This is a genomic window from Kitasatospora sp. NPDC001261, from assembly GCF_042896795.1.
GTDB lineage: Bacteria > Actinomycetota > Actinomycetes > Streptomycetales > Streptomycetaceae > Kitasatospora.
In genome coordinates this window covers 76,469-97,159 of record NZ_JBIAXP010000027.1, presented here as the reverse complement: position 1 = coordinate 97,159, position 20,691 = coordinate 76,469, and the positions used below count along the sequence as shown (strand labels likewise).

The following is a 20,691-nucleotide window of genomic DNA, read 5'->3' as shown; positions in this document are numbered from 1 at the left end:
CCAACCCCGGAAGGTGACAACCGACCCCATCGCGCAGGGAGATCAGATAGCCAACTGGAAGAGATCTGGAACTTCCGGTTCGACGAGCAGACTTGAGCAAGGAGATCCAGTCGCGATGATCGAGGCGAACACGCGACGAGGCCACAGGCGTCGGACCCGCGGCGAGCCGGTCGCGCGCACCGGGGCGCCGGAGGAGGCCGTCGCCCTTTCGGAGGGCCTCGGCCCGACGATCTGAGGCGACGGACGCGGAGGACCGCTATCAGCACAACGGGCTTCCGCTGCATGGGAAGTCGGACCGGCCGACTTCCCATGCAGCGGGTGGGCTCCGTGGGCCACCCCGGCCTCAGGAGCGTCGGCGGCCGTTCCGGCGGGCGAGACGGAACACGGCGACACCGACGCCCACGCAGAGCAGGGCGCTCATCAGCAGGGCCGGTGTGCTGCTCCCGGTCTCGGGGAGTTGGCCCCCACCGTGGCCGGGCGCCGGACCGGGCGAGTGGTGGTGGCTCGGGCCGCCCGTGGGCGACGGGCCGTGGGACGCCGTGTGGCTCGGACCGGTCGTCGGGGACGCCGAGTGGGTGGGAGAGGTAGTCGGGGACGGCGAGTGGGTGGGAGAGGTAGTCGGGGACGGCGAGTGGGTGGGAGAGGTAGTCGGGGACGGCGAGGAGGACGGGGACGGCGAGGGGGAGGGCGAGGAGGACGGGGACGGGGACGGCGAGGGGGAGGCGCAGGCGACCTCCTCGATCACGACCTCCCCGTTGCCGCTGCGCGCTCCGGTGGTGAAGGTCGCGGCGGCCGGGCCGAGGCTGGAGCCGCCGCCTCCCCCGCCGCCGTCGAGCGTGGTCGCCGTGGAGGAGCCGCCGGCGCCGCCCCCGTGGGCCCCGCCGCCGCCTCCGCCGCCGGTGCCCATGTGGGGGTCGCCGATGTTGACGGCCGCGTCGCCGCCCTTGGTGCCGGTGGCGCTGCCGCCCGCGAAGCCGTCGTGGTCGAACTCGGTGGTGGCGGTTCCACCCGCGCCACCCGCTCCCCCGTTGCCGCCGGACTTGCCGCCCTTGCCCGCCGCGCTCTGCCCGGTGTCGGCCCCGTCGGTTCCGGCCTGCCCGCCGGCGCCGCCGGACGCGGTTCCGTCGTTGGTGAAACTGCCGGCACCTCCGCCGCCGCCACCCGCGATGATCAGCGCGCTGCCACCCGTCGTCACGGTGGTGGCGCCGCCGCCGCCGGCACCGATGGCGCCGTTGCCGGGCCGGTGCTCCGTGTTGAAGGAGCCGCCCTGGCCGCCACCGCCGTACCCGCCGTAGGCCAGGCTGCCGGGGACGGAGAGGTCGCCTCCGCTGCCCGCCTGCCCCACGTCGACGGTCAGCACCTGACCGCTCGTGACCTGGACCGTGGCCCGGACCTGACCGCCCTTCCCGCCGGGCGACCCGTAGACGGCGTTCCCTCCCGCACCGCCGGAGGCTTGCACCACCAGCTCGCAGATCCCTTCGGGGACCACGTACTGCTCGGGCGCGCCCTTGTAGTCGAACGTGTGGATTCCGGGGGCCGCAGACGCCTGGTGCGGGGCGCAGACGAGAAGGGCCGCCAGGGCGGCCGAGGCGGCGATTCCACCGGTTCCGTAGTGGATGTTTCTCATACAAACCTTGTAATCGAGCCGCGTTCCTCTCGAGGGGCAACACACGGCGCCGTCCGGGTGAACCGTGCGGGGCGGGAGCACGCCACCGTCGAGTGGGAATCATCAACCCTCCCCGAGAGCACGGGAGTTGGTGGCCTCCGTCGCTCGGGCCACCTGACCGGCCGTCGGCCCGGCATCGCGATCCCGGAGGGGGCTTCCGGCCCCGGAAAGCCGGTCGGCACCGGAAAACCCGTTGGATGCGACAGTCCCGCCGATGGTAAACATGTGACATGTTACAAGGCACCCTCATCACCCTCCGGGCCCGTCACGACGCCGACCTCCCGGTCCTCCTGGCCGAGTTGTACGACGACGTGGCGACCCGCGCCCGGGCCGACACCCGGCCCTGGCGTCCCATCCCGCCCGGCTCGGCGGACTCCCCGTACGTCGTTCCCGGGCCGTCCGACGAGGCCGCCTGCTTCTCCGTGGTCGAGACGGCCTCCGGGCAGCTGGCCGGCGAGGCCCTGCTGTGGGGCATCGACGCCCACAACCGCAGCGCCCACCTGGGCCTCGCCCTCCTGCCGGGTCACCGGGGGCGCGGGCTCGCCCCGGACGTCCTGCGGGTGCTCTGCCACTACGCCTTCCCGGTGCTCGGCCTGCGCCGCCTCCAACTGGAGACCCTGGCGGACAACACCCCGATGCTCCGGGCCGCCGCCACGGCCGGCTTCACCGTCGAGGGGCGGCTGCGCCAAGCCGCCTGGGCGTACGGGGAGTTCGTGGACCAGCTGGTACTCGGGCTGCTGGCCGAGGAGTGGCAGGGGTGAGCGACGGCCCGTCCGGGCTGCGGCCCCTCCCCCACGGCTACACCAACCGCACCGCGGGCGACGGCACAGTCGTCGTGAAACGGTACGAGGGGCCGGACGCCGAGGAGCGGCGCCGGCGCGAGCACCGGCTGCTGTCCCTGCTGCACGGGCTGCTGCCGGTTCCCCCGGTGCTCGGCACCGAGCCGGGCGCCATCACGCTCGGCCACCTGCCCGGAGTGCCCGCGCAGGACCTGCTGGACGCCGGGCACGGCGCGCAGGTCCTGGCCGCCTGCGGGCGGGTGCTGCGACGGCTCCAGGCTGTCGACCCCGGCGTGGCCGGCGACGGTCCGGCGCCCCCGGGTTCGGTGCTGGCGCACGGGGACTTCGGGCCCAACAACCTGCTGCTGGACCCGGCGACCTTCGCCGTCACCGGCCTGCTGGACTGGGAGTTCGCCCATCTCGGCGAGCCGGTGGAGGACCTGGCCTGGTGCGAGTGGATCGTCCGCATGCACCACCCGGCCCGGGCGGGCGCCCTGCACCACCTCTTCGACGCGTACGGGCAGCCGGTGCCGCCCTGGCCGCGGCGCCGGACCGCCATGCTCGCCCGGTGCGCCCGGCTGGAGGAGTTCTGCCGCCGGGGCGACCTGGGCGGGCCGGGGGTACGGCAGTGGCAGGAGCGCGGGCGCCTGACGGCGGGCTGGCCGGAGCAGCCGGGGCCGCCCTCCTGACCCAGGCGGGGCGGGCGCTCCGGGCGCTCGCACAGCGGGTCGTGACGATCTGTGAGACGGATCTGGCGCACGCCTCGACCAGTCCGATACGGTCTGGACCAATCAGCGGGCGATCTTCCTGTGGCATCGTTCCGCCACGCTCCGAACGCCTCCGGGAGTCGTCATCAGCGCCCGACCCGCCTCCGTTCCGCTCACCCTCCCGGCGCTCCTGGACCACCGGGCGGCGCTCCATCCCGAACGCACCGCGCTGCTGGTACCCGGCGGCGGGAGTCTCACCTACGGCCGGTGGCGCGAGCGGGCGGTGCGGGCCGCGCACGGGCTGGCCGGGGCGGGCGTGCGGCCCGGGGACACGGTGGCGCTGCTGTTCACCAACCGGGAGTGGGACGCGTACGCCGTGGCGTTCCTGGCCGCCCACTACGCGGGTGCGGCCGGGCTGGTGATCCGCGAGGACTTGGCCCCGGCCGATGTGGAGCGGCTGGTCGAGGCGGCCGGGGCGCGCTGGGCGGTCGCCGGGAACGGCCCGCGCACCGCGCTGCCCACCTTCGCGCTCGAAGGACTCGACGGCCTCGGCGGTCTCGACACGCCGGACACGCCGACCCCGGACGAGCCGCCGCACCGGGTCGCCCCCGGGGACCTGGCCCAGGTCATCGGGACCTCCGGCACGACCGGCACCCCGAAGGGCGTCCGGGCCGCGCACGCGAGCCTGACCGCCGGTCTGGTCCTCGACCCCCGCCCCCGCCCGTACGCGCACTCGCGGCACGCGGTGCACGCCTTCCCGATCGGCACCAACGCCGCCCAGGCGGTGCTGGTGAACGCGCTGACCGCGCAGCCCACGACGATCTGCCTGCCGCGCTTCGACGCCGAGGAGTTCGGGCGGGTGGTCGAGGAGTCCGGCGCGGGCACGGTCTTCCTGGTGCCGTCGATGGCGGTGGAACTGCTGAACTCCGGGGTCGCCGACCGCCGGGACCTCGGCAGCGTCCGGCTGGTCGGGTCCACCGCCGCCGCACTCCCGCCCGCCGTCGCCGCCGGGCTGTCCGCCGCCCTGCCGAAGGCGACGGTCGTCAACACCTACACCTCGGCCGAGGCCGCCCCCGCGCAGATCTCCGCGGTGGTGGACCCGGGCCGTCCGGGTTCGCTGGGCCGCCCGACCGACCCGGCCGACCTGCGGATCCTGGACGAGGCCGGGGAGCCGGTGCCGCCCGGCGGGACCGGCGAGATCTGGCTGCGCCAGCCCGGCCCGCCGCGCGGGTACGCCGGGGCGGCCTCCGACGCCGTCTTCCGCGACGGCTGGGTGCGGATGGGCGACCTCGGCCGACTGGACGGGGACGGCTACCTCCACCTCGTCGACCGGGAGAGCGACATCGTCAAGTCCGGTGCGCTGAAGGTCTCCACACTGCGGATCGAGGCCGTGCTGCACGAGCACCCGCAGGTCGCCGACGCGGCCGCGCTCGGCCTGCCGCACCCGGTGATGGGACAGGTGCCGGTCGCCGCCGTGGTCCCGCGACCGGACGGAATCGACCTCGACGGCCTGCGGCTGTTCCTGAGCGAGCGGCTCGCCAGGCCCGAACTGCCGGTACGCGTCCTGGTGTTGGACTCCCTGCCGCGCAACCCGAGCGGCAAGGTGCTCAAGCACGAGCTGCGGACCGCGTTCGAGGAGCCCGCCCCGACGACCGGACGGGCCCCGGAGACGGATCGGGAGCTCGCCCTGGCCGGCCTGTGGCGGGCCGTGCTGGGACGGCCGGTCCGGGCGGTGGAGGAGGAGTTCTTCGCCCTCGGCGGGGACTCGTTCCGCGCCGTCCAGCTGGCCGCCGCGATCTCCGCCGAGTTCGGTGTGGCAGCCCGTACGGCGCTGGTCTTCGAGCGCCCCTCGCTCCGCGCCCAGGCGGCCTGGCTGGAACGGGCCGAGACGTCGGCGGCCGGGACGGTGGAGCGGTCCGGGGCCGAGGTATCGGACTTCCTCCGCTCGCTGCGCGCACAGCGGCACGACCTGCCGCTCACCTCCCAGCAGGAGAACTTCCTGCGCTGGATGGCCGAGGCCCCGGGCCGCAACGTCGGCGCGGTGGCGGTGATGTTCCGGGTGACGGAGGGCCTGCGGACGGACGTCCTGGCCGACGCCCTCCACGAGGCGATCCGCCGCCATCCCGCGCTGCGGACCAGGTTCGTCCCGGTGCCCGGCGCCGAACCGGGGGTGCTGCGGGCCGTCCTGGACGACGAACCGCACGCGGACGTGGTGCTGGTGGAGGCGCCCGGCGCGAGCGACGACGAGGTGTCGGCGCGGCTGGTCGCCGTGCGCGACCGGCTGACGGACGTCGCCGCGGGGCCGATGACCAGGCTGGCCGTGGTGAGCCGCGGGCCGGCGGACCACGTCGTCCTGCTGGCCGTCCACCACCTCGTCAGCGACGGCTGGTCGCTGGGGGTTCTCCTGCGCGAGCTGGGGGTGGCGTACTCGGCGCTGTGCCACGGGCGCCGGGTGCCGGCCGCCCGGCCCGGCCCGGAGTACGGCGAGCTGGTGGAGTGGTCGAACGCCCACTGGCCGGCGTCCCGGACGCACTTCGGGACGGCGCTCGCGCACGCGCCCGCCGCGGTCGACCCCTTCCCGGGGCGCCGGCACACCGAGGTGGTGCTGAGCGCCGCCCACGCGTTCACGGTGCCCCCGGCGGCGGCGGACGCGCTACGGGCCAGGGCGGCGGAGCTGGGGGCCACGCCGTTCCTCGCGGTGGCGGCGGTCTGGAGCGGCCTGCTGGCCGCCCGCAGCGGACAGCCGGACCTCGTCCTCATGACGCCGGTGCCCGGGCGGACCCGGCCGGAGGCGGAGCGGGCGGTCGGCTGTTTCGTGCAGTCGCTGCTGGTGCGGGTGGACGTGTCGGGCGCGCCGGGGTTCGCCGAACTGCTCGACCGCGTCCGGTCCGCCGCCACCACGGCGCTCGACCACCAGCTGTACCCGTTCGCGGAGTTCAGCCCGCTGGTGCCGTTCGCGGCCTGGCTGCGGTACGAGAACTGGAGCGCGCCGGCCCAGCTGCCGGGGGTGGCCTGCGCGGCCTGGGAGCTGCCCCGCAACGCCACCGTGCCGTACCCGCTGCCGGGCGGTGACCGGCACGTCCCCGAACTGGCGGTCACCGAGCAGCCGGACGGCGCGCTGCGGTGCTGGCTGCGGTACAACGAGCACGCCTTCGAGGCGGCGACGGTGTCGGCGCTGGCCGACGACCTCGCCGCGGCGCTGGCCGGGGCGGCCGGCATCTGACAGGAGGCAAGCGGGGGTGCGGCCGTCACCGGCCGCACCCCCGGACCATTCGGCCGCCCGCTCAGCCGGAGAGGCGCCCGGCCGCCTCCTCCTCGCTGAGCGCGTCGATCTCGGCGATCAGCAGCGCCTCGATCCGGGCCGCGAGGGCGGCCGGTGTGCTGCTCTCGAACACCTCGCGGATGGGGATGTCGAGTCCGATCCCGGCCCGGATCCGCGCGGCGACCCGGGTGACCAGGAGCGAGTCCCCGCCGAGCGCGAGGAAGTCGTCGAACACCCCGACCCGCGGCACGCCGAGGACCTCCTGCCACAGCTCGGTGACCAGCTGCTCGGCGTCGGTGCGCGGCGCGACGTAGCCCGACCCGGCGGCCGGCCCGGGGTCGGGCAGGGCCGCGAGGTCGGGCTTGCCGTTCGGGGTCAGCGGCAGCCGGGCCAGGGTGACGACGGCGTCCGGGACCATGTAGGCGGGAAGCCGTACGGCGAGGTGCTCGCGCAGCTCGGCCGCTCCGGGCTCGGCCCCCGGGCGCGGGACGGCGTACGCCAGCAGCCGACGGCCGTCGCGGACCAGCACGGCGGCCTGCGCGACGCCCGGGTGCGCGGTCAGCGCGGACTCGATCTCGGCGGGCTCGATCCGGTAGCCGCGGAGCTTCAGCTGCGCGTCGCCGCGCCCCAGGAACTCCAGCCGGCCGTCCGCCCGCCACCGGGCCCGGTCTCCGGTGCGGTACATCACGCCGCCGGCGAAGGGGTCGGGCACGAAGGCCGTCGCGGTCAGGTCGGGACGGCCCAGGTAGCCCCGGGCCAGGCCGCTGCCGCCGATGTACAGCTCGCCCTCGGAGCCCCGGGGCAGCAGTCCGCCGTGCTCGTCCAGCACGTGGAGCCTGACGCCGGGCAGCGGGCGGCCCAGCGAGGGCCGGCGGTCGGTGTCGGCGGCCGTCAGCTCGGCCGCGGTGACGATCACGGTGGCCTCGGTGGGGCCGTAGGTGTTGACGAGCCGGACCGCGTCCCCGTGCCGCCGGCGCCAGCGGGCGACCGTACCGGCGCGCGCCTCGGAACCGCCGATGACGACCAGGCGCAGCGCGTCCGGCCAGCTGGTCCCGTCGTCCAGGCCGACGAGTTCCTCCCAGTACGCGGTCGGCAGGTCGAGCACGGTGACGGTCCGGCCGGCCGGACCGGCCAGCAGGTCGGGCAGGGTCCGGCCGCCGCCGGGCAGGAGCACCACGCACGCCCCGGCCGCGAGGGCCGGCCAGAGCTCCTCCACGTGGGTGTCGAAGCCGAGGGAGGCGAACTGGACGATCCGGTCGTCGGGGCCCAGCGCGTAGCCGTCCGGGCCCGCCATCCAGTCGACCCGGGCGGAGACCGCCGGGTGGTCGACCGCGACGGCCTTCGGCGCCCCGGTGGACCCGGAGGTGTAGAGGACGTAGGCGAGGGCCCGCGGGTCGGGCGGGGCGAGGTCGGCGGTCCCCGCCCCCGGCAGGTCCGTGCCGGTGAGGGTGAGGACGGCGTCGGCCTCCCGGACCATCAGGGCGCGGCGCTCCTCGGGGTGGGCCGGGTCGAGCGGGAGGTAGGCGGCACCGGCCTTCCAGACCGCCGTCAGGGCCACCACCAGGTCGAAGGAGGGCGCCATCGACACCGCGACCACCTGGCCGGCCACCGGGCCGAGCCGGCGGGCCAGTTCGGTGGACCGCCGGTCGAGTTCGGCGTAGGACAGCGTCCGTCCGTCGCACTCGAGGGCCGGCGCGTCCGGTCGGGCGGCGGCCTGCTCGGCGAACCGCTCCAGCACCGTCCGTGCGGCGGCCGGAGCGGCCGGGCCCGCCCCCAGGGCGAGCAGCGCCGCCCGCTCCTCTGCGCCGACGAACCAGTCGCCGTGCAGGGGGAGTTCCGGGTCCTCGACGATCCGCGCGTACAGCTCGCGGCACCGGTCGCCGAGCGCCTCGACGGTCCCCCGGTCGAACAGCTCGCGGTCGTAGCAGAAGGAGAGTGTGATCCCGCCGTCGGGGGTGCGCCAGCTGTCGAGCAGCAGGTCCGTCTTGGCCTGGTCGAAGCCGGAGTCCATGCCGGTCGTCCGGACGCCCTCGGGCAGGGCCGGCTCGCCGGAGCCGACCGCCAGGTCGTTCTGGCTCTGGTGGACGAAGACGGCCTGGTAGAGCGGTCCGGCTCCGGTGTCCGCGGGCAGGCCGAGGTGGGCGGCGAGCCGCTCGGCCGGGGCGTCGGGACGGCTCAGCGCGGCCAGTGCGGCGGACCTGGTCCGCTTCAGCACGGTGCGGAAGCCGGGCTCGCCGGTGAGGTCCGACCTGATCACCGCGGTGCGGTTGAAGTAGCCGAGCAGCGCCTCGTGCGCCGCCTCGGTACGGCCCGCCAGCGGGGTGCCGACCACGAAGTCCCGGCAGCCGGTCCAGCGCGCGAGCACGCTCTGGTAGCCGGCCAGCAGCACCATGAAGGGGGTGCACCGCTCCTGCCGGGCCGTCCGGTCGAGGGCGGCGGTCAGCTCGGGGCCGAGGTCGACGGTGACGAACCCGGCGGGTCTGGTGGGGCTGGAGGGTCTCGGCCGGTCGAACGGGAGGCGCAGCGCTCCGGTGCCGGCGAGGCGGTCCGCCCAGAACCGGAAGGCCTCCTCGCCCGCCTCCCCGCCCGTCCTGGCGCGTTCGGCGCGGGCGAAGTCGCCGTACTGCAGGGCGAGTTCCGGAAGCTCGGCGGGTGCCTCGCCGATCGCCTCGCGGTAGAGGGCGAGCAGTTCGCGCCACATCGTGCGGAAGGACCAGCCGTCGGCGACGATGTGGTGGACCACGACGCTGACCGCGTGTTCCCGCTCGCCCGCGCTGATCAGGGTCGCGCGCAGCGGCGGCGCGGCGGCGAGGTCGAACGGCGCGTTGACGTACGGGCGGCAGGCGTCGGTGAAGTCCTGCTCGGTCGCGCCCTCGGGCAGGCGGATCGTGACCAGGTCGGTCGCGGCCGGGGGCTGGACCAGTTGGACGGGCTCCGCCTCGTCGGGTCCTTCGGGCGCGAAGCGGGTGCGCAGGATCTCGTGCCGGGCGGTCAGCCGGTCCAGCGCGGTGCGCAGGGCCCGGGGGTCGATCGGCCCGGTCCAGCGCCGGTTGAGGTACATGTTGAAGCCGGCGTCGTCCGGGTGGACCTGCTGGAGGAACCAGAGCCGGCGCTGTTCGGCGGTCAGCGGGTGGATGGCGGTGGCGGTGGTGGTCACCGGACGGTCACCTCGGTCTCGGAGCGGTGCGGGAGGGTGGGCGCGGCGGCGTCGGCGGCCCGGTCCTGGATGGTCTGGAGGCCGACCAGGTCGTCGGGCTCGGCGTCGGGGACGTCCCGGTCGAAGTGGCGCAGCACGGGCACGGCCAGGCAGACCAGCGCGAGGGCCGCCATGGCGAGGCCGAACAGCAGGTAGAGCAGTCCGATGCCGCGGCCGTCGCCGGTGCCGATGAGCCGCCCGACGCTGCCGGCGAGGGCGCCGTCGTGGTCCATCAGCGGCTGGAGGAGTCCGGGGCCGAACGGGGCGACCACGGCGAAGCCGACCGGCAGGGTCGACCAGGCGACCATGGTGTTCACGGCGATCACCCGGCCGTGGAAGCGCAGCGGCACCTTGGTCTGCACGATGGTCGCGTAGGCGCCGTTGAGCAGGGCGAGCGCGAAGGTCATGCCGAACGCGCCGAGGGCGACCGTCCAGATCGACGGGCGCAGCCCGGTGAGCAGGCAGGCCGCGGCGACCACCAGGGTGGCGAGCAGCACCCCGCGCAGCTTCCGGCGGCGCGGTCCGCCCCAGGCCACCAGCGTGATCCCGCCGAGCACGGCGCCGAGGCCGGCGGCCGTCGACACCCAGCCGGCCGCCGAGAGCGGGGCGAAGGAGAGCACGAGCGGGGTGGTGAGCAGGAACAGCGGGGAGAGGAAGACGTTCAGGACGGCGAAGTACAGCAGCATCGCGCGGAAGTGCCTGCTGCCCAGGGCCCGGCGGAAGCCTTCGCGGATCTCCGCGGCGATGCTCTCCCGGCGGGTGGAGCCCATCAGGTCGGGGAACCGGACGGCCAGGGTGACGGTGACCGCGACGGCGTAGCCGGCCACGTCGAGGGCGAGGATGCCGCCGAGTCCGATCGCGGCGAGCAGCCCGACGGCGAACAGCGGGACGAGGAACTGGGCGAGGCCGAAGGCCATCTGGACCACGCCGTTGGCGCGGCCGAGGTAGCGCTTGGGGACGAGCTGCGGCACCGCCGCGTTCCAGGCGAGCCGTTGGAAGGAGAGGGCGGCGGACAGCACGGCGATGAGCGCGTAGGCGTGCCAGACCTGGAGGCCGCCGGTGGCGTACAGCAGGAGCAGGAGGGCCTGGGTGAGTCCGGCGGCGAGGTCACCGAGGAGCATGGTCCGGCGCCGGTCCCCCCGGTCGACGACCGCGCCGGCGAGCGGGGCGGCGAGGATGCCGGGCACCAGGCCGCAGGCGGCCAGCAGTCCGAACTGGGCCAGGGAGCCGGTGCGCAGGTAGATCCAGACCGGGAGGGCGAACTCGGTGAGCGCCGATCCGATCATCGACACCTGCTGCCCGGAGGCGACGGTGAGGAAGCGGCGCATGGTGGGGCGGACGGATGCCGGGCCCCCGTCCGCGGCCGGTCGTTCGGCGTCCCGGGAGAGCCCGGCCAGCCACCAGGTCGCGCTGTCCGTGCGGCGGTGTCGGTCCTCCTCCCCCGCGGCGATCGACCGGTGGACGCCGGTGACGACGGCAGCGAGTTCGGCGGCCCGGTACTTGAGGTAGAAGTGGCCGGCCTCGTCGAGGACGACGACCGCGGTGGTGTCGGCGATCCGGTGCCACTCGCGGAAGCGCTCCTGGTAGAACTCGGTGGCCGGGTCGCGGTCGCCGCAGACCGCGATCACCGGGGCCTTGATCCGGCCGCCCTCGGTCGCGAACATCCGGGTGAAGTACCGTTCGACGTCCTTGGTGCCGGTACGGCGGTTGCGGACGATGAGCCGCAGCTGCTCCGGGTCCAGTTCGTCGGTGTCCAGGCCGGCGGCGGCCAGCCCGTTGATCATGTCCTGGTCGCTGCGCAGCCGGTCGAGGAGTTCGGCCCAGCGCTCCCCGACCGCCGCGCCGCGGCCCTTGGGCCGGGCGAAGGGGAAGATGCCGCCGAGGTGGACGGCGTCGATGTCGCGGCCGGCGGCCTCGACCCGCCGGGCGATCTCGACGGCGAGGCGCATGCCGACCCCGCAGTGCCCGTACAGCACGATCCGGCCCTCGACGTTCTCGAGGATCTCGCGGGCGCAGCGGTCGGCGACCTCGTCGACGTCCATCGGCTCCTCGCCGAGTTCGTGTCCGGGGACGGCGACGGAGTGCAGTGCCCAGTCCTCGGGCAGGGCGTCGGCGAGCGGTTTGTAGATGAGGGCGCTGCCGCCGCCGTAGGGCGTGCAGACGACGCTTCCGGTGGTGCGGCGCCGCTCGGGGGTGAGGCGGTGCAGCAGGCCCCGCGGCCCCCGGTCGGCGGCCGGGTCGGCGACGAGCGCGGCGAGTTGGCGGACGGTCGGGAAGCGGAAGAGGTCCATCACGCCGACGGGTGTCGGCAGGTCGGGGAAGGCGCGGCGCAGCCGGGCGACGACCTGGGTGGCGAGCAGCGAGTGCCCGCCGATCTCGAAGAAGTCGTCCAGGGCGCCGACCGTCGCGACGTCGAGCACCTCGGCCCAGATCGCGGCGATCAGCGTCTCGGTCTCGCCCTCGGGCTCCACCCGGCCGGCGGCCGGGGCGGCGTCCTCGGGTTCGGGCAGGGCCTTGCGGTCGACCTTGCCGTGGGCCAGCAGCGGCAGCCGGTCGAGGACGACGAACCGGGCGGGGACCATGTAGTCCGGCAGGACGGCGCCGAGCTCCGCGCGCAGTTCGGCGGGGGCGGGGGCGGTTCCGCCGCCCGGGCGTTCGAGGTAGGCGACGAGGTTCTGCCTGATCCCCTCGCCGCGGACGGTCACGAAGGCCTGGGTGACGCCGGGCAGCGCGGTGAGGGCGGCCTCGATCTCGCCGGGCTCGACCCGGTAGCCGCGGACCTTGATCTGGTCGTCGGCGCGTCCGAGGTATTCCAGCGTGCCGTCCGTCCGCCAGCGGGCCAGGTCGCCGGTGCGGTACATCCGGCCGCCGGTCGCGGTGAACGGGTCGTCGAGGAAGCGTTCCGCGGTCAGGTCGGGGCGGCCCAGGTAGCCGCGGGCGAGCCGGTGCCCCCCGAGGTGGAGCTCCCCGGTCACGCCGGGCGGTACCGGCCGCCGGGCGGCGTCCAGTACGTAGCAGCGAGCGCCCGCGAGCGGGGTGCCGATCGGCGTGTTCCCCGGGCCGTGGTCCTCCGGGTGGACCTCGTGGACGGTGACGCCGACCGTCGCCTCGGTGGGGCCGTAGTGGTTGAACACCGCGCACCGGCCGAGGCCGGCCAGGTCGGCGGCCCAGGCCCGGGACGAGGCCTCGCCGCCGAGCACCAGGGCCCGGTGCGGCAGCAGGCGCTCGAGCGGGGCGTCGGCGGACAGCGCGGCCAGGTGGGAGGGCGTCATCTTGAGGTAGTCGAGCCGCGACGCCTCGATGTGCCCGGCGAGTTCGGCGCCGGCGATGCGGCGGGGCAGCAGGTGGACCTGGCCGCCGGTGGTCAGCGCCAGGTAGAGCATCGTGATGCTGAAGTCGAAGGACAGGGACTGCAGCAGGCCGTAGCGGGCGCCGGGCTCGATCCGCAGCCGGTCCCGCACGCCGGCCAGGTAGTTGAGGATCTCGCGGTGCTGCACCGCGACGCCCTTGGGCTGCCCGGTGGATCCGGAGGTGTAGATGACGTACGCGAGGTGGTCGGGGCCGGAGGCCTCCGGGAGCGGGGCGTCGTCCGGGGCGTCGTCCGGCGCCGGTGCGGCGCGGTCCACGAGCAGCTCCGCGCCCTCGTACGCGGGGAAGCGTTCCCGCAGCGCCGAGTCCGTCACCAGGACGCGCGCGTCGGCGTCCGCCACCAGGTGGGACAGCCGGGCGGGCGGCTGCTCCGGGTCCAGTGGCAGGTAGCAGCCGCCGGCCTTCAGGACGGCGACCAGCGCGACCGCCAGGTCCGGCGACTGCTCCAGGCACACCGCCACCCGGTCGTCCGGCCGGACGCCCAGCGCCCGCAGCCGCCGGGCCAGGGCCGTCGCCCTGGTGTCGAGTTCGCGGTGGGTGACGGTGGCGTCCTCGAAGACCAGGGCCGGGCGGTCGCCCGCCTGCCGGGCCGCGGCGGCGAGCAGCGCGGTCAGCGTCCGGGGCCCGCCGTCGGGGAGGTCCGGGCCGGCCGCCCAGTGGTCGAGCACGTCGGCGCGCTCGGTCGCGGTCAGCAGCGGCAGGTCCTCGACGGGCCGGTCCGGATCGGCCGCGGCCGCGGTGAGCAGGACCTCGAAGCGCTCGGTGAGCCGGCGCACGGTGTCGGCGTCGAAGAGGTCGGTGCGGTAGGTGATCAGGCCGAAGAGCCCGCCGTCCTTCTTCTCCCGGAGGTAGAACGCGAGGTCGGCGTGGCTGGTGGTGGCCGCGTGCCCGAATCCCTCCGCGGTGGCGGCGGGTGCGGCGGAGGCCGCGCGGTCGCCGTAGTTCTGGAAGGCGAAGGTCACCTGGAACACCGCCGAGCGGCTGACGTCCCGCTCGATGTCCAGGTCCGCGACCATCTGCTCGAACGGCACCTCCTGGTGGGTGTAGGCGTTCAGCGTCGTCTCCCGCACCCGGCCGACGAGCTGCCCGAAGGTGAGCCCCTCCTCCAGTCGCGCCCGGATCGGCAGCATGTTGACGAACGCGCCGACCACGCCCTCCAGTTCGCGGTGGAGCCGGCCGGCCACGGCCGAGCCGACCGCGAAGTCCCGCTGTCCGGCGTGCCGGCCGAGCAGCGCCTGGAGCCCGGCCATCAGCACCATGTACGTCGACGCCCCACGGGCGCGGGCGCACTCCGCGAGGGCGTGCACGAGCTCCGGACTCCAGTGCAGTTCGACGGCCGCGCCGTCGTAGCCGAGCAGCGGCGGCCGGGGGCGGTCGGCGGGCAGCTCCAGGGCGGGGACGTCGGCGAGTTCGGTGCGCCAGTAGGCGCGGGAGTCGGCCAGGGCGCCGCTGTCCAGCCGGTCGCGCTGCCAGCGCGCGTAGTCCCCGAACTGCACCGGGAGCGGCGGGAGTCCGGCGTCGGTGCCGTGGGCGTACCGGGCGTAGAGCGCGTCCAGTTCGCGGTTGAGGATGTCGATCGACCAGCCGTCGCCGACGATGTGGTGCATGACCAGGGCGAGGACGTGGTCCTCGTCGGCGAGCCTGACCAGCAGGGCCCGCAGCAGGGGGCCGCTCGCGAGGTCGAAGGGTCTGGCGGTGAGCGCGCCGATCTCGTCCGCGGCTCTTCGTCCCGGGTCGGGGTCGTGGGAGGCGTCCACGAACTCGGCGGGGAACGGGCCCGGTTCGGCGACCAGGACCTCGGCCCTGCCGTCCTCCGTGACCGGGAAGGTCATCCGCAGCCCCTCGTGGCGCTCCACCAGGGCGGCCAGGGCGGCGTCCAGCGCCGGGCGGTCCAGCGGCCCGCGCAGCCGCCGGGCCGGGGCGAGCGTGTACGCGGTCGCGCCGGGCGTGAACTGGTCCATGAACCAGAGCCGTTCCTGTCCGCTGGACAGTGGCGGCGCGCTGTCCGCCGGGCGGGGCTCGACCACCCGCACCGGGGCCGCGGCGCCCCGCAGACGCTGGGCGAGGAGGGATCGTTTGGCGGCGGACCAGTCTGCGGGCAGGTCCCGGGTGTCGGTCATCGGCAGTCCATTCGGGCGTGGAGCGGGGCGGTCGCGGAAGGGCGGTCGGCGGCGGTCAACGCCGCTCTCGCACGACGGCGGCCAGGGCGGCCGGGGTGGAGGCGTCGAAGAACAGGTCGAAGTCGAGTTCGACCCCGAACGCGGCGCGGATCCTGGCGGTGATCTGGATGATCGTCAGCGAGTGTCCGCCGAGGTCGAAGAGGTCGTCCTCCGGGCCGATGCCGGAAGCGCCCAGGACCTCCTCCCAGATCGCCAGGACGCCCGCCGTGACCTCGTCGGCCTCCACCGGACCGGCCGCGGCGGTGCGCGGCGGCGCGGGCAGGGCGCGCCGGTCGAGCTTGCCGCTCGCCGTGAGCGGCAGGCGGTCGAGGGCCACGAACTGCCGGGGCACCATGACCGCGGGGAGGGTGCGCAGCAGGTGGTCCCGCAGGTCCGCGTCGGACGGCGGTTCGCCGCCGGGTGCGGCCACCCGGTAGCCGACGAGCGCGGGGTCCCCCTCGGCCTGCCCGCAGACGGCGACGGCGGCCGCGGCGACCGCCCGGTGGTCGAGCAGCGCGGCCTCGATCTCGCCCAGTTCGATCCGGTGGCCGCGGATCTTCACCTGGTCGTCGATCCGGCCGTGGAACTCCAGTTCGCCGTCCGGCGTCCACGCCGCGAGGTCACCGGTGCGGTACATCCGGCCGCCGGTTCCGGCGAACGGGTCCTCGACGAAACGTTCCGCCGTCAGTTCGGGGCGGCCCCGGTAGCCGTCCGCGACGCCGTCGCCGCCCAGGTGGAGCTCGCCGGGGATCCCGATCGGCAGCGGCCCGCCGTCCGCGTCCAGGACGTACGCCCGGGTGTTGGCGACCGGCCCGCCGATCACCACGGCCTCCGGTCCGGCCGGGACGTCGGCGCAGGTCGCGTAGATCGTCGCCTCGGTCGGGCCGTACCCGTTGATCAACCGCCCGAGGGAGCCGCGGAGTTCGCGGGCCAGCGGCAGCGGCAGGGCCTCCCCGCCGACGATCCCGGTCAGCCCGGCCGGCAGCGGCCCGGCGCTGAGCAGCACGCGCCAGCCCGCGGGGGTCGCCTGGAGGTGGGTCACGCCTTCGCGCCGGACCAGCCCGACCGTGCCGGGCGCGTCCAGGGCGGCGCCCTCCGGTGCGAGGACCAGCCGGCCGCCGGTGACCAGTGGCAACAGGATCTCCAGCCCGGATATGTCGAAGGAGAGCGAGGTCAGGCCGAGCCAGACGTCCCCGGGCCCCGAGCCCAGCCGTTCGGCGAAGGAGGTCAGCAGGTTCACCAGCGCCCGGTGCCCGATCTCCACCCCCTTGGGCCGCCCGGTCGAGCCGGAGGTGTACAGCACGTAGGCGAGGTCGCCGGGCGGGGTCGGCGCCGCCGCGGACCCCGGCTCGGCGCGGACGCTCCCGAGCCGGAGGACGGCCGGTGCCGCCGCCACCACGTCGGGGGCGGGCTCCCGGTCGGCGACCAGCAGGGCAGCGCCGGAGTCGGCGAGCACGAAGGCGAGCCGCTCGGCGGGGTGCCCGGGGTCGAGCGGCAGGTAGGCGGCCCCGGCGGCGTGCACCGCGAGCAGGACGGCGGGCAGGTCGGCGGAGCGCTCCAGGTGCAGGGCGACGACGTCGCCCCGGCCGACCCCAGCCCCGCGCAGGACGGCGGCCAGTTCCTCGGTCCGCGCCACCAGCGCCCGGTAGGTCAGCCTCGCGGCGCCCGCGCTGACGGCGGGGGCGTCCGGCGTCTCGGCGGCCCGCTCCCGCACCAGGTCCAGCACGGTGCGCTCGCGCGGGTAGGAGCGGGCGGTGGCGTTCCACCCGTCCGTCACCAGGTACCGCTCCTCCGCGCCCAGCACCGGCAGGGCGCTCAGCGGCGCCTCGGGCGTGGCCGTCGCGGCCTCCAGCAGCGCCGTGTAGTGCCCGGCGACGCGGTCCGCGGCGTCCGGCGACAGGACCGCCGGGGCGTACTGGAGCGAGAACGCGAGCCCGTCGGCGGTGTCGACCGCCTGGAGGTGCAGGGTGTTGCGGGCGGCGCCGTTGAACACCGTGCGGTCCACCCGGACGGTGCTCCCCGGGAACACCGGGTCCACGGCGCGGGCGCGTCGGTAGCCGAACGACACGGGGGCCAGCCCGGCGCGCGGCGTGAGGCCGCCGACGGCCGCGCCGAAGGGCACGGGGCGGAACGGGTACCCGCCGCGGGCCTCGGCGCGCACGGCCCGGGCGTACTCGGCGAAGGACGTCCCGGTGCCCACCCCGGCCGGGGCGTGCACCGGCAGCTCGTTGACGAACAGCCCGATCTCCCCGGCCTGTTCGGGCGTCCGGACGGACAGCGGCACGGAGACCGGGACGGCCTCGCCGCCGTAGCGCAGCAGCAGTGCGTGCAGTGCGGCGAGCAGGAACTCGAAGACGGTGACGCCGCAGCGCTCCGCGGCCTCGGCCACGGCGGCCCGGCCGCGCGCGTCCGTCCGCCACGTGTCGCAGGCTCCGGAGGCCGGGGCGGTGACGGCGTGCGGCAGCCCCGGGAGGACGGGCTCGGTCGCCGCGGCCCACCGCGGGCCGTACCGGTCCGCCGCCCGGCGGACGAGGTCGGGGTCGAGCGGGGCCGGGGGCGTGGACGGGCTCCGGTCGGCGGCCGGGGCGGGCCCGCCCAGGGCCTGCGCGTAGGCCGCCGCGAGGTCCGCCACCAGGACGTCCTTCGACTCCCCGTCGAAGACCGCGTGGTGCACGACGGCGAGCAGCTCCGCCGCCTCACCGCGGCCGCGGTAGAGGGTGAACCGCGCCAACGGGCCCGCCTGGAGGTCCAACGGGCGTGCCGCGTCCTCGGCCAGCCGCTTCTCCCGGCTCTGCGCGCAGTCCTCGGAGGCGTCGACCACGTCGAGGACCGGGGCGGTGCCGGGCTCCGCGACGAGGCTCCCGCCGCGCTCCACGAACACCTGGGACAGGACGGGGTGCCGTGCCGTCACCGTCGAGACGGCACGGGCGAGGGCGTCGGCGTCGACCCGGTCGAAGGAGAGCAGGACGGGCATGTGGAACACCCCGTGGTGGCCGCCGAGGCGCTCGGTGACCCAGATGCCCCGCTGGAAGGGCGAGGCGTGCGGGGGGAGGGAGTGTGGCATGTGCGGCTCGATTCGGCAGTCGGTGAATGGTGCGTTCCCCGTGGCCGGGCGCCGACGTGGCCGACGCCGCGGATGCTCTGGCGACGCGGCCGACGGGCCGCCCCCCGGCCTAGACCTGCCCGGCCCGCAGATCCCCCCTGCGCACCGCCGGAGCGCCGTCGGTCCTCTCCCCGTCGAAGAGGCCGATCATGGTCCAGACCTGCCGAGAGGTTGGCAGAGAAGCCCTGCGCCGTCAAGGGTCGTTCCGACCCGTAGGAAAGACGTCATGAACGCGTCCAACCTGCGGGAATGCGACCACGGGGGCGGGCTTCTGATCGTTCGTCATCGTCTCAACGGGCGGCCGCTCCCGCCGTCGGCCCCCGGACCCCCGGAGCCGTCGCCGAATCGGGTCCGGGCCCTCGCCGCATCAGCTGAGCGCCCGCCGCCGGAGCGGCACAGCAGCCACCGCCGGATCAGCCCCGGGCCCCGCCGATTCGGCCCCGGGGCGCCGCCGGATCAGCCGAGCGGGCGGCAGAGCAGCGCGGCCGGGGCCCCGTACTGGAGGCGCTGCCAGGTGGACGCGACGCCGGCCAGGTACTCGCCGTCCGCGCACTGGCCCTTGTAGCGGCCCGGCGCCCAGTCGCTCGCCACCGAGCCGCCGGTGGCGGGCCGGTTGTCGCCCCGGTCGAACCAGACCGTGCGGCCGGTCAGCGGCAGCGGGCCGGCCGCCGGGGCGCAGAGCAGGGCGGCCACGGCGTTGGCGCGCACGCTGTAGCCGACCGCGAAGCTGCGGTCGGGGCACTGGAGCTTGTCGTAGCCGGACGCCCAGTCCCCCGCGGTGACGTAGCGCCCGTCGGTGACGGTGGTCCAGTCGCCGCCGCCCACGGCCGGCTCGCCCGCGTCGGTGCACAGGGCCCGGCTGTCGCCGCGGGCGAGGGCGGTCAGCCGCAGGCCGTCCGGGCAGTCGCCCTTGCGGTTGCCGGGGCTCCAGTCCGGGCGGGCCAGCATCCGCCGGGAGAGGACCTGGTCGGCGTGGTCGAGGGCGAGCATGCTCCAGTGGTCGACGGCGGGCACCGGGCCGCTCGCGGCCGGCGCGCCGACCAGCCGGGTCCAGTCGGCGGCCCGCCAGTCGCCGGGGTCGGTGAGGCCGGTCCGGGTGCCGTCCGGGCCGTAGGAGAGCAGCGCCCAGCTGTCCTGCGGCCGCCCGGCGGCGTCGGCCCAGCCGACCAGCGGCCAGACGGCGAAGTCGGTGTCGCCGCGCACCAGGATGTCGGTGAACGCGTGCAGCCAGGCCTGCTCCTTGGCGTCGGTCGAGCCCCGGCCGCCCGCGCCGAACTCGCTGATCCACACCGGGGCGGTGAAGTGCTGCCCGGCCCGGGTGACGAACAGGGCCTGGTCGTCCACCACCTGGGCGAGCTGCTCGGGGGTGAAGTCCTGGTAGCGCGGGTCGCTGGTGGATCCCGGGCCACTGCCGGCGCCGGTGTTGGCCGGGCCGGTGTAGCCGTAGAAGTGCGCGGCGTAGACCAGCTTGCCGGAGTCGATCAGGGTGTGGGAGAGGTTGCGCACCGGGGTGAGCATCGGGCGGCCGTGGCTGAACCCCGCGGCGGGGATGCCGTACCAGTTGATGCCCTCCATGACGACCAGCAGGTCCGGGTCGGCCCGCAGGACGCGGTTGCCGGCCTCCTCGAAGGCGGCGTACTCGTCGTGGGCGTCGCCGAGGCCCCAGTTGGGGTCGTCCCAGGTGTCCCGGCGGACCTCGTTGCGCAGGTCGACGCCGACCACCCGCTTGTCGGCCTTGTAGCGGTTCACCATGAACAGCCAGTCGTCCTCCCACTGCGCGGTGGACTGGCCGCTGTTCCAGCGCTCGTTGCCGTCCAGGCCGCAGCAGAAGCGGTAGCTGGTGGTGTGGTTGTTGAGGATCACCGCGAAGCCGTCGGCGGTCAGCGCGGCCACCACGGCGTCGAACACCTGGAGCGGGGTCCGGCCGCGCAGCTGCGGGTTGGCGGCGACGGCGGAGTCCGGCACGGGGGCGGTGTCGTGGATCATCGCGTTGGCGAACGGCAGCCGGACGCTGTTGAGGCCCAGCCCGTGGAAGTCGGCCAGCAGCCGGGCCACCGGCACCCGGTCCAGGCCCAGCGGGAGGTTGTGCGACACCTGGCCGGCCTGGTTGTTCGCCGGGTCGTCGGCACTCCCGCTGCCCTGCCAAGTGCCCTGGGCTCCGGCCCAGTTGGCGGCCTTCAGCTTGAAGCGGTCGCCGTCGGCGTCGACGATGTAGCGCCCCCGGGTGCTCAGCGGGCCGGTCCAGGACGCGGCGAGCCGGGCCCCGGCTCCGCCGTCCGGCGCCGCGATGCCGGGGCCCGCCGCCAGTACGGCGAGCACCGGCAGGGCCGCGACCAGGGCGAGCAGGCGCGCCGCGAGACTCTTCATCGTCATCCCCGCTGTGGTGAGGTGGCTCGGGCCGTCACCCGGCGCTCGGGCGCGCCGTCGGCGAGAACGACAATATGACGGAA

General features: G+C 75.7%; 8 protein-coding genes. 3 read left to right on the top strand and 5 right to left on the bottom strand.

Features of this window, described 5'->3' with window-relative positions; all coding sequences use genetic code 11:
* Positions 1 to 343: 343 nt before the first annotated feature.
* On the bottom strand, positions 344 to 1,627 hold the full coding sequence (locus ACFY4B_RS31510) for a hypothetical protein (RefSeq protein ID WP_387973719.1): 1,284 nt from the start codon (positions 1,625 to 1,627) through the stop codon (positions 344 to 346).
* A 269-nt stretch (positions 1,628 to 1,896) separates the two neighbouring features.
* On the opposite strand from ACFY4B_RS31510, the gene ACFY4B_RS31505 reads away from it, so the two are divergent.
* From ACFY4B_RS31505 to ACFY4B_RS31495, 3 genes are all read left to right on the top strand, one after another.
* Positions 1,897 to 2,427, top strand: coding sequence for a GNAT family N-acetyltransferase (locus tag ACFY4B_RS31505; RefSeq protein ID WP_387973716.1), 531 nt, complete (start codon positions 1,897 to 1,899; stop codon positions 2,425 to 2,427).
* The gene (locus ACFY4B_RS31500) at positions 2,424 to 3,134 is read left to right on the top strand and encodes a phosphotransferase family protein (protein WP_387973713.1); all 711 of its coding nucleotides are present in this window, start codon (positions 2,424 to 2,426) and stop codon (positions 3,132 to 3,134) included. The genes ACFY4B_RS31505 and ACFY4B_RS31500 overlap by 4 nt, the downstream gene beginning before the upstream one ends.
* A gap of 163 nt (positions 3,135 to 3,297) precedes the next feature.
* On the top strand, positions 3,298 to 6,375 hold the full coding sequence (locus ACFY4B_RS31495) for an AMP-binding protein (protein WP_387973802.1): 3,078 nt from the start codon (positions 3,298 to 3,300) through the stop codon (positions 6,373 to 6,375).
* Between the two features lie 61 nt (positions 6,376 to 6,436).
* Here the strand turns inward: ACFY4B_RS31495 and ACFY4B_RS31490 are convergent, their stop codons facing one another.
* The 4 genes from ACFY4B_RS31490 to ACFY4B_RS31475 all read right to left on the bottom strand — a co-directional run bounded on the left by ACFY4B_RS31490 (position 6,437) and on the right by ACFY4B_RS31475 (position 20,614).
* On the bottom strand, positions 6,437 to 9,571 hold the full coding sequence (locus ACFY4B_RS31490; RefSeq protein ID WP_387973710.1) for an amino acid adenylation domain-containing protein: 3,135 nt from the start codon (positions 9,569 to 9,571) through the stop codon (positions 6,437 to 6,439).
* Entirely contained in the window at positions 9,568 to 15,099 is a 5,532-nt protein-coding gene (locus tag ACFY4B_RS31485; protein WP_387973707.1) for an amino acid adenylation domain-containing protein, read from the bottom strand. The genes ACFY4B_RS31490 and ACFY4B_RS31485 overlap by 4 nt, the downstream gene beginning before the upstream one ends.
* Positions 15,100 to 15,154: 55 nt before the next feature.
* Positions 15,155 to 18,202, bottom strand: a complete 3,048-nt coding sequence (locus ACFY4B_RS31480; RefSeq protein ID WP_387973705.1) for an amino acid adenylation domain-containing protein — start codon at positions 18,200 to 18,202, stop codon at positions 15,155 to 15,157.
* A gap of 495 nt (positions 18,203 to 18,697) precedes the next feature.
* Positions 18,698 to 20,614, bottom strand: a complete 1,917-nt coding sequence (locus tag ACFY4B_RS31475) for a glycoside hydrolase family 5 protein (RefSeq protein ID WP_387973702.1) — start codon at positions 20,612 to 20,614, stop codon at positions 18,698 to 18,700.
* Positions 20,615 to 20,691 lie beyond the last annotated feature (77 nt).